Below are 13,338 nucleotides of genomic sequence, written 5' to 3' on the forward strand. Positions count from 1 at the left end.
ATGAAACTGCAAAAACTTGTAGTAGTGATGTCAGCGCTGGCAGGGGGTATTGCTTCAATTAATTCCCATGCGCTGGGTCTGGGGGAGGTGAAGCTTTATTCCGCTTTGAATCAGCCCCTGGTGGCTGAGATAGAGTTAATGCAGGTCAATGATCTCACACGCAATGAGATCCTGTCTAACTTGGCCAGCAAATCAGACTTTGAGCGGGCTGGTGTTGAGCGTCCTTTCATTTTGAATAATCTTCGGTTTACTTCCGAAGTTGGCCCTGATGGCAAAGGTTTGATCAAGGTCACCAGTGATGGCCCTGTTCATGAGCCTTATCTCAACTTTCTGGTTGAGGTGCACTGGCCAAGTGGTCGCCTGTTGAAGGAGTATACCCTTCTCCTTGATCCTCCGGCCTTTAATGGTCAAGCATCAGCGCCTGTTGTGAAGCCCACTTCAGCGCCATCTCATTATGGAACTAATCCTGTATGGGACGAGCCGCCCAGGCCTAATCGTAACTATGTGCCGCAACAGGAACAGGCTGGCTATCGTGACTCCAGTCAGCGGCAACAGGTTCAGCGAATTTCTTCCAGTCGGAATTATGCCTCATCGGGTATGGCGGATAGCCCATCCCGGACTTATCGTGTGAATAGAAATGACAGCCTCTGGGAAATCGCAGAGAGAGTGCGCCCCGATTCCGGGGTGACGGTACAGCAGACCATGCTGGCGATTCAGCGTGGAAACCCTCAGGCATTTATTGATAACAACATTAACCGCCTCAAGAGCGGGCAGGTTCTCCGGATACCAAGTCGCAGTGATATTACCCGTTTGACCGTCCGTGAAGCGGTTGCTGATGTATCCAGACAGAATCGAGAGTGGCGGGGACGTAGCCAGGTTGCGCAATTGGATGCCACGAGAAGAACTTCATCCGTTTCCAGAGATTCCCGAAAGTCTGTCGATGGTAAGTTGGCCATCGTCTCGGGTGATGCGTCTACCGGACGTGGGCAGGATCTCGGTGGGGATACTGCTGGTGGAAATGCGGTGTTGCAGACTGAGCTGGCCATGACCCGTGAACAGCTTGATAAACTGAGTCGGGAGAATGCTGAGCTTAACAGCAGGCTGAAAGATCTTGATGATCAGATTGCTACTCTTAAGCGCCTGGTTGCCATGAAGGATGATCAGATGGCTGCCCTGCAGAGTCAGTCCGGGTCAGTACCACCGGTGCCCATGCAGCGCCAGTCTGAAACAGTGGCCAAGCCTGGTATGATGGATACCCTCTTTGGAAATCCTCTGTTGTTGCTTCTTCTGGCCCTAGTGCCTTTAGGAGGTGCTGGCTGGCTCTTTTATCAGCGTCGCAGGAGGGAGCAGGAAGCACAGGAAGATGAAGGTGTTGATGCGGATATTCAGTCTCTCAATTTGAATAAGGAGGCGCCGGTTGATGCTTCCCCAAAGCCAATCACCTCTCCCAGCGCTGAGGATGAACTGAAGTTTGATGATGCGCTGGCCATCGATGATTCGGTTGTTGATGAAGTAGAAGCTGATGGGGAAACAACTCAGCAGACAGAAGACCCGCTGAGCGAAGCAGATATTTATATTGCCTATGGTCGCTTGACTCAGGCTGAGGAATTATTGAGTCAGGCAATCTATAACGAGCCGGGAAGATCAGACCTGAAGTTGAAGCTTCTTGAGGTTCATTCGGAAAGTGGCGATCTTGATAAGTTTAATCAGGCATTAGCTGATCTGGAGGCGGCCGGTGATCCTGCCGCAATGCGTGAAGCGGATGTCTTCAAGGCCCGGTTCCCAGATGCGTTTGAAGGTGTTTCAGCGCCGGATGAGATGCCTGATCTTGATCTTGATGGCCTTGAGCTGGATTCTGATGAGCAGGGAGCCGACTCTCTGGATGATCTGGATTTTGATCTGGATGATTTTGATCTGGATGAGGAGTCAGAAGCTGCCGCACAGCCAGAGACAAGTGAGCTTGATGATCTGGATTTTGGTTCTGAGGTTGACGATGTGCTTGCTCAGGATACGCAGGCTGCTTTCTCTGATGAAGGCGGTTCGAGTCTTGAAGCTTCTCTTGATGATGACCTTGATTTCCTTTCAGAAGGTGATGAGGTTGCTACCAAGCTTGATCTGGCAAGAGCTTATATGGATATGGGTGATATGGAAGGTGCCTCTGCAATTCTTCAGGAAGTTATTGAGCAGGGTAGTGATGAGCAGAAACAGGAAGCCATGTCACTACTTGAGAATGCCGGAACCAATTGATCTTCATCTGATTAATTAACTCTCTACATCTAAAAGAGCTCTTGTGAGCTCTTTTTTTTACTTTATCGTTTTGGGCATTGGGCATTGGGCTTTGCAAAAAGACCTGTTGTGTGTCCTGACTGTACGCATTGGTCAGCCCGTCAATACTACGAAGATCACACCATATCCAGCTTAAGTTATCAATCTACCTCTTTTACTATTGTTTTTATGGCTGTGGGGGGCTTTTAACGTCACTTCAAATTGCAGTTACTAAAAATAATAGTGATAGGTTGTTATTGGTAAAAAGAATACTAGTATTCAAAAATATCAATGGGTATTAGTATTCATAATTATTTATAATGCACCTGTTGTATGATTTGAAGTGGGGTGCTGAAACAGCAGGAGGGCGTTAAGAGGTAATCATTTTTGTTATTTGCAGTGTTGTAATCTGGCATTGAAAAAAAATGCATGCCGCAATGGCTGTGCTCATGGCCATTGTTGATTTCAAAATAAATTAAAAGAAGTAAAACTAATGCGCACAAAACTAAAAAAAGCAGTACTTACATCAGTAATGGCTTCCATGGCCATTGGTTCCGTTTTTGCGGGTAACCCTGCACCATTAAATCCTTACCTGGCTGACTCGAATAATCCGATCGGTCATAATAATTCAGCTCAGCAGACCAGTGTTCCGGGCGAAGGCCCAACATCTCCGAGCCGTGTTCTTGATCCATATCAGGATGTTACCTGGTTGGCATCAGGAACGTTCCAGTTTGGTCAGCCGACCTCTGGTCCTTACCCTGACGGTCGTCGTGTTTTGTGGGGCAGTGGTATAGATCGTATCGTCAAAATTGATTATGAAACCCATGATGTCTTGTCAATCTATAAGCTCCCGGGTCGTGACTACCTGAATATGGGGATGGGGCTGGAAGTGTTTGAGAAAATGGATACGCTCGATGCGGATCAGGGGCTTCAATGGGTATTCCAGAACGTCGCTCCTTTAATGGCGGATCTGTCTGGAGCCTATACGGTGATCAATAGTGATAACCAGTTTGTTATTGGTCGAAGTGATCCTATTGACCCCTCTGATAAAAGCAAAGGGTTTCGCAGCTCCGTCAATGTGTATGGGGATGCTGTTGAGGGGGATCCAGACTCACAGATAACGAAATACGATACTGTTTATCTGCCAGATGAAGTTAGTGGCTCCCTGGTAGGGATGAATATGACCTTTGATGGCTGGTACATGATGATTGCTGGTGATGGAAAGCTGGTCGCGGTATCAAAAAGGCTGAGAAGAATGGAAGTGTTTGACATTGCTTCCATGATTGATGGCGTTGACCAGGTCACTGTTCGTAACTCAGTAACCATTGATGAAGACGGTGGTGTTTATGTTGCCACTGAAAATTATATGGTTAAAGTTGTCTGGGATGGTCGGAAGTTCAGATCTGGAAAGAGATCCGGTGCGTGGGTTGCCAAATATCCTAATGAAACCACTGGTTCCGGTTCTACACCATCGCTGATGGGTTTTGGTGAAGAGGATCAGTTTGTCGTTATTACTGATGGTAAAAAGCATATGGGGATTGCGCTGTTCTGGCGTAATGAAATCCCTGATGGTTGGGTGCCACCGGAAGGTGTTGACGACCCGCGCTACGCAGGTTATCTGAACACCTCAATGGTGCCGTTGGAAGAGGGTACTCAAACTGAGCAGTCTGTGCTGGTTAATGGTTATGGTGCCATGGTGGTGAATAATACACCGTCCGGTCGCCCCGCCTGGTTCCCTGAAGGGCGTGATTCCATGATTGTGGGGTGGGTTGGTCATCACGATACCTATAAACCTTATGGTGTTGAAAAGTTTGAATGGGATCCCGTTGCTCGTGAGTTTAAGTCTGCGTGGATTAATATGGATGTAAGCTCTCTCAATGCCGCGCCAACCATGGCTGCACAATCTGATATGGCTTATACCGTGGGTGGCCGTGATGGTAAATACACCGTTGAAGCTATTGATTGGACGACCGGCGAAACAGCCAGAACCTGGGTGTTGGGAAGTTCTCGATTTAATAGCCTGTATGCCGGTATATTGATAGATATGGAAGGTCGTTTACATTACACCAGTCTCTGGGGTAAGACACGACTTGAGATCGATTGATATTTTCATAGACTAAAGAAAGAAAATGACATAGAGCGCCTTTTATTGGCGCTCTTTTTTTAGGGCAAAGCATTTGGTTCTTGATTATTTCTTTATCAATTAAGGGTTAAAAAAGCAGTGGTTTAATTGCTGTGAAGAAAAGATACCATAGATTCTAGTTTAAGTGTTTATAAGGCTTTTGATGTATGTTTAAGGCGATACTTTTCTGGAAGGCTGAACAAGCTTGCATCCGTCATTGAACTTTTTAAGCTTCAATGAGTCTGTCAAGTATGTTCATTTCATACTTCTTGGAATATGGATACTGGTTGTGCTTCAGTCAATGGTTCTTCAAAGTCGGGTTCTGCTTCCGAAGCTAAGGCTGATGCTTTTCAAAAGCCTTTAAAAGGTAAAATGGCGGGGGTTGGTGATGTTTCAAGCATAGAAGCACGTAGTACCTCTTTGCAAACGGATTCTCATCCAGCATCTAAAGCCAATGTTGAGTCTGCCCCCAGCAATTTAGCTCTTGTGTCTCGAAGATCCGTTTCTCTTCATGTGTTACCTACTGCTTCAAGCAGTACCGAAGTTAGTGCTTTCAGAAAGCCTGATGGATTAATTGCACAATTAGTGGCCTATGATGATGTGGACATTGCGCGTTTGACTCAGCAGGTATCAAAAACCTATCAGTTACTCAATAAATCTATAGAGAGTAAAAAGTCGGAAGATGCGATAAAAATTCTCAGAGATCAATTGGCTTCTCAGCTTGAAGAACTCTTGGGTGTTGTGGCGAAGAACATGGAAAAGAATGGGCAAACCGATATGCCTCTTTATCATGATGTAAAAAAGTCCATTGATGAACTTGGTGGTTGTTCTGATCAAGTCGATTCTGCCGCTGAGAATGTCTGCTGGCAAAGAGTGGTTGAAAATAAAGGTACGCTTGGAAAGCATACGTTGGGTGGCGGATTATTTCTACTGGGAATCTGTTTGTTATCTTACGGCGCCATTTGTCTGGCTAAAGGTAGCAAGGATGGGGCTTCTGTGGCAGATCTTGTCTCTCCGTTCTCTGCTGGTAATCAGACCCGGCAATCAACGACAGTAGCACCCCCAGGGGGTTCCAGTGGATGTAATGCTTTGCCAGCAATTGTTATTGGTGGAGTCCTGGTTTTTTTAGGTGGGGGGATTATGATAAGCGGTTTGATATTCAATCCCCCCAGGGTTTGCAGGCCGTGGTGTGAAAGCCTTCCCTGTTATCGCCCTGCCATAAGGCACTCACCACACGATGAGGAATCATCGCTCAGATCGCGTGTTGTATATCAACCTCCAAGGGGTGAGGGTGCTTCTGTAGTGGACGATGAATCTGTTACGATTCAATCCTGTAGTGTTAAAGGTGCTAAGCCGAGAGGGTCTCTTGGTGGTCATCCGCCTGCTGACACTGATGCTTAAAATCTGCGTCTAGCTTTTTCTATAGGTGTTTTCCGTTCATGCCCCGTTATGCCGCCAGTGTTCAATACGATGGCTCCCAGTTTTTTGGTTGGCAGATTCTTAAAACCGGTTTACCTACTGTGCAGGCCGCTGTAGAGGCTGCGCTTTCAAAAGTAGCTAACCACCCCGTATCCGTTATCTGTGCAGGAAGGACGGATGCCCGGGTTCATGGTTGTAACCAGATCATCCATTTTGATACGGATGCTGTTCGCACAGAACGGGGTTGGGCCTATGGTGCGAATGCCAATTTGCCGGATGAAGTTGCTATAAACTGGGTGAAGCCCGTTTCGGATGACTTTCATGCCCGGTTTTCTGCTCTCTGGCGACGTTATCGCTACGTCATCTATAACCACCCCATTCGGCCAGCGCACCTCTCCAAAGGAGTGACCTGGAACTATCGGCCTCTGGATGTTGAGCGCATGAAAGCGGCAGCAGAGTATCTGGTGGGGGAGCACGACTTCACATCCTATCGTGCGATTCAGTGTCAAGCCAAAAATCCGGTTCGGAATGTCACCCGGCTGGATATTTCCCGCCACGGGCCTCTTATTGTTATCGATGTTCAGGCCAATGCCTTTTTGCATCATATGATTCGTAACTTTGCCGGCGTGTTAATGGCTGTAGGGTGTGGTAAGCGTGAACCAGGCTGGGCAAAAGAGGTGTTGGATGCCCGGGATCGTGCACAGGGTGGGGTAACCGCTTCCCCTTGCGGGCTTTATTTTATCGATGCCGGATACGATGAGGCTTTTGAATTGCCCCCCAGTGAATCAAACCCGCACTTTATTGCACCTTTGATTCCGCTGTAATTTGACGCCTTTTCCAGAATTAGATGCAGTAATCACCGAAATGTTCTGATAAGATCAACGATCGCTCAGGGGTTGCCTATCCTTTCGCACCTTATGTTGTATAGCCAGGTGTGGAAGCACCTTCAAGCCCTTATCCTGTAGTTGGCTCGGTGTTCTGGACAGTCTCCAGGCGCTGAGCGCGGGAAAGAGAACACCGGGAAATGGAAGTATCTCCTCGTATAAAAATCTGCGGAATTACTCGTGTTGAAGATGGTCTAACTGCTGTTGAAAGTGGTGCTGATGCCATTGGTCTGGTTTTTTACCGGAAGAGCAGTCGGTACGTGACGGTTGAGCAGGCCGTGGAGATTGTTCGGGCTCTGCCACCTTTTGTCTCAGTGGTTGGATTGTTTGTGGACGCCTCAGATGAGCTGATTCAATCGGTGCTGAATGCAGTACCTCTTTCTCTCCTGCAATTTCATGGTAATGAACCGGAAGTCGAGTGCGCCCGCTGGGGGGTACGTTATATGAAGGCCTTCCGTGTTCGACCAGACATTGCAGTAGTGGAAATGGTGGCTCCCTATACAACGGCCTGTGGCTACCTTCTGGATAGTTATAAGCCCGGGGAGGTGGGTGGTACCGGTAAATCTTTTGACTGGGATTTGATACCCCATGAGCTGAATAAACCTGTGGTGCTTGCCGGAGGTTTAAGTCCTGACAATATCGCTCAGGCAATTAACAGGGTTCGACCCTATGGAGTTGATGTCAGCAGTGGTGTAGAGAGCCAGCCTGGCATTAAGGATCACGACAAAATCAAAGCCTTTATCAAGGCGGCGGGAAGATGATGGTCGATCAAGAAAATTCTGAATCCCTCGTGCGTTCTTCTGAAGAACACAAGTACGATCAACCAGATTTAATGGGGCATTTTGGCCGTTACGGTGGACGTTTCGTGGCCGAAACCCTGATGGGTGCGCTGGAAGACCTTGATCGCACCTGGCGTGAGCTCTGGCGGGACAAGAACTTTCAGGAGGACTTTGATCGTGATCTGGCTGACTTCGTCGGTCGTCCATCTCCTCTCTATTATGCAGAGCGGTGGACTAAGGAGCTTGGTGGCGCAAAGATCTACCTGAAGCGTGAAGACCTTAATCATACCGGTGCCCATAAAATCAATCATGCGGTTGGTCAGGCGCTGTTGGCCAAACATATGGGTAAAACCCGTATTATTGCGGAAACCGGTGCCGGTCAACATGGTGTTGCCTCAGCGACCGTGGCCGCTCGCCTTGGGCTTGAGTGTGTCGTTTATATGGGCGCCAAAGACGTTAAGCGGCAGGCATTGAACGTCTATCGCATGAAGCTGTTGGGAGCCACCGTTGTACCCGTGGAGACAGGGTCCCAGACGCTTAAAGACGCCATTAACGAAGCGCTCAGGGACTGGGTGGCACGTCCTGAGGATACCTTCTATCTGCTGGGTACGGTTTGCGGTCCATCGCCTTACCCTGAAATGGTACGCAATCTGCAGAGTATTATTGGTCGCGAAGCCCGTCGGCAGATTCTGGAAAAGGAAGGTCGCCTTCCTGATGCACTGGTTGCCTGTGTTGGTGGTGGCTCAAATGCTATGGGGCTGTTCCACGAATTTATCAAAGATAAAGACGTTAAACTGTACGGTGTGGAAGCCGCAGGTCATGGTGTTGATACTGATAAGCATGCTGCCCGTATGAGTTCCGGTCGTCCGGGCGTACTTCAGGGTGCAAGAACCTATCTGATGACCAATGATCATGGACAGATTATTGAAAGTCACTCGGTATCAGCAGGGTTGGATTATCCCGGTGTTGGGCCAGAGCACAGCTACCTGAAAGATATAGGTCGTGCACAATACCCGGCGGCAACGGATGAAGAGGCTCTGGCTGCGTTTCGTAAGCTGACCCGGCTTGAGGGTATTATGCCTGCGCTGGAAAGTGCTCACGCTCTGGCGTGGGTAGATAAACTCGCGCCCACGATGGACAAAGAACAGATCATTATCTGTAACCTGTCAGGCCGTGGTGATAAGGATATTCATACCGTTGCCGCCATTGACGGCCTCGAAGTATAAGGTGGGCACAGCATGAGTCTTGAAACGAACAGAATCAAAGCCTGTTTTGAAAAGTTAAAAGGGTGTGAGCGTAAAGCTTTGATACCCTACATTCTTGCCGGTGACCCTCCGGGAAAGAGTGTCGATGTCATGCATCAGCTGGTTGACAGTGGTGCGGATATGATTGAGCTGGGCTTTCCTTTCTCGGATCCGGTGGCGGATGGCCCGGTGATTGCCCAGGCGCATGAGCGTGCTGTATCACAAGGTGTTACATTGTATGACGTTTTTGCAATGGTTTCTGAGTTCCGGGAAAGGGATAATGTCACACCGGTTGTCCTGATGGGCTATCTCAATCCGGTAGAAATCATGGGATACGACCGGTTTGTTGAGTTGGCCAGTCAGGCGGGTGTTGATGGTGTGCTGATGGTGGATCTGCCACCGGAAGCGGCAGGTGATTTCCTGGGTATGCTGCATGATCGCGGTATGGATATGATTAACCTGATTACACCAACCACATCCGATGAGCGAATTGCGAAGATCTGTAGTGTGGCCAGTGGTTACCTTTACTACGTTTCTCTGAAAGGAGTGACGGGTGCGGCAACATTAAATACTGCAGAAGTTGAAGAGCGGGTCAATCACATCCGGCGCTTTGCCAATGTTCCGGTGTGTGTAGGCTTTGGTATCCGTGATGGTGAGTCTGCTGCTGCAATTGGGCGAACAGCAGATGGTGTTATTGCGGGCAGTGTTCTGGTATCTGAGCTGGCTCAGTATGGCAGTGAGGGGCAGGCCTCCATTGACCGTGTTGCCAGCAGAATTGCCGAAATGCGCTCAGCTATGGACAGATGAAACAGGGTGGGTGGTTTGAGGCTATCTAACTGCCTACCTTGGAGGGCTTTCAGGTAAAGCTCTCCTGAAGCTGTCTTTAAGTGCGCATCTGATCGAAATATCAGATTTAACGAGATTACTTTTAGACAGCTTTATAGATGACAGGATGAATGAATGAGCAACTGGTTAGTCAATAAACTGATTCCATCGTTATCGCGTTCTGCCAGTGAGCAGAAGAGCAGTAATGTGCCAGAAGGATTGTGGCGCAAATGCGTGAAGTGCGAGGCCGTTCTCTATCGTCCAGAGTTGGACAGAAATCTGGGTGTTTGTCCTAAGTGTCAGCATCACATGAGAATCAGTGCCCGCACGCGGCTGGATTACTTTCTTGACCGGGAAGGAAAAGAGGAGCTGTTTGCTGACCTTGAGCCCAATGACCGTTTGAAGTTTCGTGATACGAAAAAGTATCGTGATCGACTGGCAGCAGCTCAAAAACAAACGGGCGAAAAGGATGCTCTGATTGCCATGCGAGGTACCGTCGAGGAAATTCCGGTAGCAGCTGTTGCTTTTGAGTTTTCGTTTATGGGGGGCTCCATGGGCTCTGTGGTCGGGGAAAAGTTTGCCCGAGCTGCCGAGTTGTGCCTCGAAGAAAAGATGCCGCTGATCTGTTTTTCTGCCAGTGGTGGTGCTCGAATGCAGGAAGCCCTGTTTTCACTGATGCAGATGGCGAAGACCAGTGCGGCCCTGGAAAGAATGCGCCAGGCAGGTATTCCTTATATCTCTGTGATGACTGATCCGGTGTACGGTGGTGTTTCTGCGAGTCTTGCCATGCTGGGTGATGTCAACATGGCTGAGCCGGGAGCTCTGATTGGTTTTGCGGGCCCCAGGGTTATTGAGCAGACAGTAAGGGAAAAACTGCCTGAAGGTTTCCAGCGCAGTGAATTTCTTCTGGATCATGGCGCGATTGACATGATTGTTTCTCGATCAGAGCTGCGGTCCACCATTGCCAGGCTTTGTCGCAAAATGCAGGGTAAGCCCGATGCTGATATAGAATTTGCTGAGACTGCAGAGGTTGCTTAATCCCTCCTAAGGCCGGTTTTTTCTAACCGGCCTTTTTCTTTCTATGCAATTACGTATTATTCTCTGTCTTTATCGTTCTAATACCAATTAAACTTTCTAAACCCGTTGTGAGCATGATGGACGGGAGTGTAAGACAAGGCGAAGTGACGAGTCATAGCCGTAGCTATGGCGAGGAGCTTCAACGCAGGAATACGCTTCAGGCCGTCAGCGCAATAGGGAGTTAGAAAGTGCAATTGGTGTAATACTTGCGGCATAACTGATCGTCTGGAGAAGTGACGTTGTCCTCTTTTGAAAACTCTTTTGAGCAGAAAGAAAAGAATCTGGATCAATGGTTAACCTGGATGGAGGAGACGCGTCCAGAGCACGAGATCGACTTTGGGTTGGACCGGATTCGGCTGGTGGGTGAGAGGTTGGATTTGCTCAAGCCCGCACCGTTCGTTATTACGGTGGGAGGGACCAATGGTAAAGGCTCAACACTGGCGGTTCTTGAAGCTATTTTGCTGTCAGCCGGGTATAAAGTTGGGTTATTTACCTCACCTCATTTTCTCAAGTTTAACGAACGAGTTCGTATTAATGGCCAACAGGTGAGTGATGACTGGTTATGTGATTCATTTGAGAAGATTAATGATGGCAGAAAAACGACATGGTTAACCTATTTTGAATTTGCCACGCTGGCGGCCGTCGACTGTTTTAAACGAGCGAAAGTCGATGTAGCACTGATGGAAGTTGGTTTGGGTGGGCGACTGGATGCGACGAATGTGGTTGACCCGGATGTGTCGGTAATAACTACGGTGGCGCTTGATCATCAGGAGTACCTGGGTTATAGCATTGAAGCCATTGCCAAAGAGAAATCAGGCATATTCCGCTCCAATAAGCCCGCGGTATTTGGTGATCAGCCAGTGCCAGATGCAATTACTGAAATGGCGGGACGCCTTGGCAGCTCTCTTTATTGCAGAGGGGAGGCATTTACACTTGAAAGGGACGGTAATAGCTGGAGTTGGTCAGGTGGTGAGAATCAGAAGCTGGAAAACCTGCCTGTTCCCAGTGTGGTGATTGATAATGCGGCAACTGCATTGCAGGCGCTGCAATTTTTACCGGAACCTATTGCTATTGAGGCTATTCGAGAAGGCTTGTCACGGGTATCGGTTACGGGGCGATTCCAGAAGTTGGCTATGAAAAACGAATCGGGTGAGTCAATCGAGGTTGTGCTGGATGTTGCCCACAATCCCCAGGCAGCAGACATGCTGAAGCAGCGTCTTGATGAGTCTCCGGTAGACGGTAGCACAAGAGCCGTTGTTGCCATGTGTAAGGATAAGGACTACATGGCGGTTGTCGACTGCTTAAGCAGCAATATCGATGAGTGGTATGTTGCGCAGTTTGAGTCTCCAAGGGCGCTGCCTGAACAAGAGCTGGCCCAAAAACTGGTTGCACGAGAATATGTAGTCAATAACTATGAAAGTGTTGCTGAAGCATTGCATCATGCTCTTGCAAGCTCAACTTGTGGAGATAGGGTGTTAGTCACAGGATCCTTTATGACGGTATCTGCTGCCTTGACCAACAGTCACTAAGTTGAAACTATATAACCACTAACATTCTTCCTGTCGCGGACATCTGGAGCGTATCTTGGGCGAGGGACTTAAGCAAAGACTAATAGGTGCTGTCGTATTGCTGGCCTTGTTAATCATTCTCGCGCCTGCACTTTTCAGGGGAGGAGAGACCCATCCACTGGTTACCTCCAGATCTTCCCCTGATGCTCCACAGCTTGACTCTCCCCCGGTGCCTGCATTTGTTGATCAGCTTGATATCCCGCAGGATGTTGTTGAAGTGGTGTCTTCTTCTTCGGAGATAATTCTCGAGCCAGAAAGCGATCGTGCTGAGCAGACAACTGGTGTGGATGAAAAAGGGCATCTGAAAGCCTGGTCCCTGCAGCTGGCAACCTTTGCCGATAAAAACAATGCCCGTAACCTGGAGAAACAGCTGAAAAGCAAGGGGTACAGTGCTTTTCAGAAGATAATTTCTACAGAAAAGGGGAAGATATTTTATCGGGTCTATATCGGTCCTGAAGTGCGACCGGATGAACTTCAACAGCTGAAAGTCATCATCAAGAAAGACATGGGGCTTGAGGGTATTCTTGTTCGTTTTGTTCCGTGATGTAGTAAGTATTTTGTATTATTTCATATAGATAAAACGTGATTAGTCATTGCTCGTCGTGTAGAATTTACTATTGGATAGAGTTGTATGATAACAAGTGTTAAGGCCTTCTAAAGGCCTTTTTGCGTTTAGGTGCTGGATGATTCTTTGCGATAAGGAATGCTCTGGTGCTGATTCGGTTTTCCGAAGAGTTGTTTCGACATATGCGTAAGTCGACGGGCGGTAGCGTGCTTTTTGAAATATGTGTTAAGGTGGTGGTTGTCAAAGATAAGTGACTAAAAAATAGATACCTGATGTGTTTAAATAGGCTGGTTTACCAATGTAAAGATATAGCCGATTAGGTTGCTGATATGGTGGAAATCAATGCAAAAGAATAAAAATAGTAGTATTGATAATTCTGTCACTAAAAAAACCGGGATATTTTATATAATTTGTTTTTTTCTATTTGCACTTGGTTGGTGGTTTATTTTTCAGTTTTTCTTTACACCTGTTTATACGAGTCGCAGTGTTATTAAGGCAGCTAACAATCAAAATCATATATTGTTAGATTTAATGTTGGAGAAAAAAGGATTTTCTAATCCAAGTAGTTTTTTTTCTATAACTGATGGTTT

At 47.8% G+C, this 13,338-nt stretch carries 11 protein-coding genes; all 11 read left to right on the top strand.

From position 1 onward, the window contains the following. Positions 1 to 2,247, top strand: a complete 2,247-nt coding sequence (locus tag AK963_RS04140; protein WP_066014213.1) for a motility hub landmark protein FimV — start codon at positions 1 to 3, stop codon at positions 2,245 to 2,247. 511 nt (positions 2,248 to 2,758) lie between these two features. Beyond that, the gene (locus AK963_RS04145) at positions 2,759 to 4,369 is read left to right on the top strand and encodes a hypothetical protein (RefSeq protein WP_066014214.1); all 1,611 of its coding nucleotides are present in this window, start codon (positions 2,759 to 2,761) and stop codon (positions 4,367 to 4,369) included. A gap of 294 nt (positions 4,370 to 4,663) precedes the next feature. Continuing rightward, entirely contained in the window at positions 4,664 to 5,788 is a 1,125-nt protein-coding gene (locus tag AK963_RS04150) for a hypothetical protein (RefSeq protein ID WP_066014215.1), read from the top strand. Between the two features lie 38 nt (positions 5,789 to 5,826). Continuing rightward, positions 5,827 to 6,630, top strand: coding sequence for a tRNA pseudouridine(38-40) synthase TruA (gene truA, locus AK963_RS04155; protein WP_066014216.1), 804 nt, complete (start codon positions 5,827 to 5,829; stop codon positions 6,628 to 6,630). A gap of 200 nt (positions 6,631 to 6,830) precedes the next feature. Next, positions 6,831 to 7,451 carry a phosphoribosylanthranilate isomerase gene (locus AK963_RS04160; protein WP_066014217.1) on the top strand — a complete coding sequence of 207 codons (621 nt, stop codon included), beginning with the start codon at positions 6,831 to 6,833 and terminating at the stop codon, positions 7,449 to 7,451. Positions 7,452 to 7,522: 71 nt separating this feature from the next. After that, positions 7,523 to 8,695, top strand: a complete 1,173-nt coding sequence (gene trpB / locus AK963_RS04165; protein WP_202969714.1) for a tryptophan synthase subunit beta — start codon at positions 7,523 to 7,525, stop codon at positions 8,693 to 8,695. Between the two features lie 12 nt (positions 8,696 to 8,707). Further along, the gene (trpA, locus tag AK963_RS04170; RefSeq protein ID WP_066014218.1) at positions 8,708 to 9,520 is read left to right on the top strand and encodes a tryptophan synthase subunit alpha; all 813 of its coding nucleotides are present in this window, start codon (positions 8,708 to 8,710) and stop codon (positions 9,518 to 9,520) included. Between the two features lie 153 nt (positions 9,521 to 9,673). Then, positions 9,674 to 10,576 carry an acetyl-CoA carboxylase, carboxyltransferase subunit beta gene (accD, locus tag AK963_RS04175; protein WP_066014219.1) on the top strand — a complete coding sequence of 301 codons (903 nt, stop codon included), beginning with the start codon at positions 9,674 to 9,676 and terminating at the stop codon, positions 10,574 to 10,576. Positions 10,577 to 10,854: 278 nt separating this feature from the next. Continuing rightward, positions 10,855 to 12,144, top strand: coding sequence for a bifunctional tetrahydrofolate synthase/dihydrofolate synthase (folC, locus tag AK963_RS04180; RefSeq protein ID WP_139117240.1), 1,290 nt, complete (start codon positions 10,855 to 10,857; stop codon positions 12,142 to 12,144). Positions 12,145 to 12,199: 55 nt separating this feature from the next. Then, positions 12,200 to 12,727, top strand: coding sequence for an SPOR domain-containing protein (locus AK963_RS04185; RefSeq protein ID WP_066014220.1), 528 nt, complete (start codon positions 12,200 to 12,202; stop codon positions 12,725 to 12,727). Between the two features lie 363 nt (positions 12,728 to 13,090). Then, a partial coding sequence (locus AK963_RS31785; RefSeq protein ID WP_139117241.1) for a hypothetical protein occupies positions 13,091 to 13,338 on the top strand: 248 nt, incomplete at its 3' end.

This window comes from Endozoicomonas atrinae (genome assembly GCF_001647025.1).
Classification (GTDB): Bacteria; Pseudomonadota; Gammaproteobacteria; order Pseudomonadales; family Endozoicomonadaceae; genus Endozoicomonas; species Endozoicomonas atrinae.

Bases quoted from the DNA above. Each gene is read 5' to 3' on its own strand.
- AK963_RS04150 (WP_066014215.1), top strand. From the start codon at position 4,664: ATGGATACTGGTTGTGCTTCAGTCAATGGTTCTTCAAAGTCGGGTTCT.
- AK963_RS04145 (WP_066014214.1), top strand. From the start codon at position 2,759: ATGCGCACAAAACTAAAAAAAGCAGTACTTACATCAGTAATGGCTTCC.
- accD (WP_066014219.1), top strand. From the start codon at position 9,674: ATGAGCAACTGGTTAGTCAATAAACTGATTCCATCGTTATCGCGTTCT.
- trpA (WP_066014218.1), top strand. From the start codon at position 8,708: ATGAGTCTTGAAACGAACAGAATCAAAGCCTGTTTTGAAAAGTTAAAA.
- trpB (WP_202969714.1), top strand. From the start codon at position 7,523: ATGGGGCATTTTGGCCGTTACGGTGGACGTTTCGTGGCCGAAACCCTG.
- truA (WP_066014216.1), top strand. From the start codon at position 5,827: ATGCCCCGTTATGCCGCCAGTGTTCAATACGATGGCTCCCAGTTTTTT.
- AK963_RS04160 (WP_066014217.1), top strand. From the start codon at position 6,831: ATGGAAGTATCTCCTCGTATAAAAATCTGCGGAATTACTCGTGTTGAA.
- AK963_RS04140 (WP_066014213.1), top strand. From the start codon at position 1: ATGAAACTGCAAAAACTTGTAGTAGTGATGTCAGCGCTGGCAGGGGGT.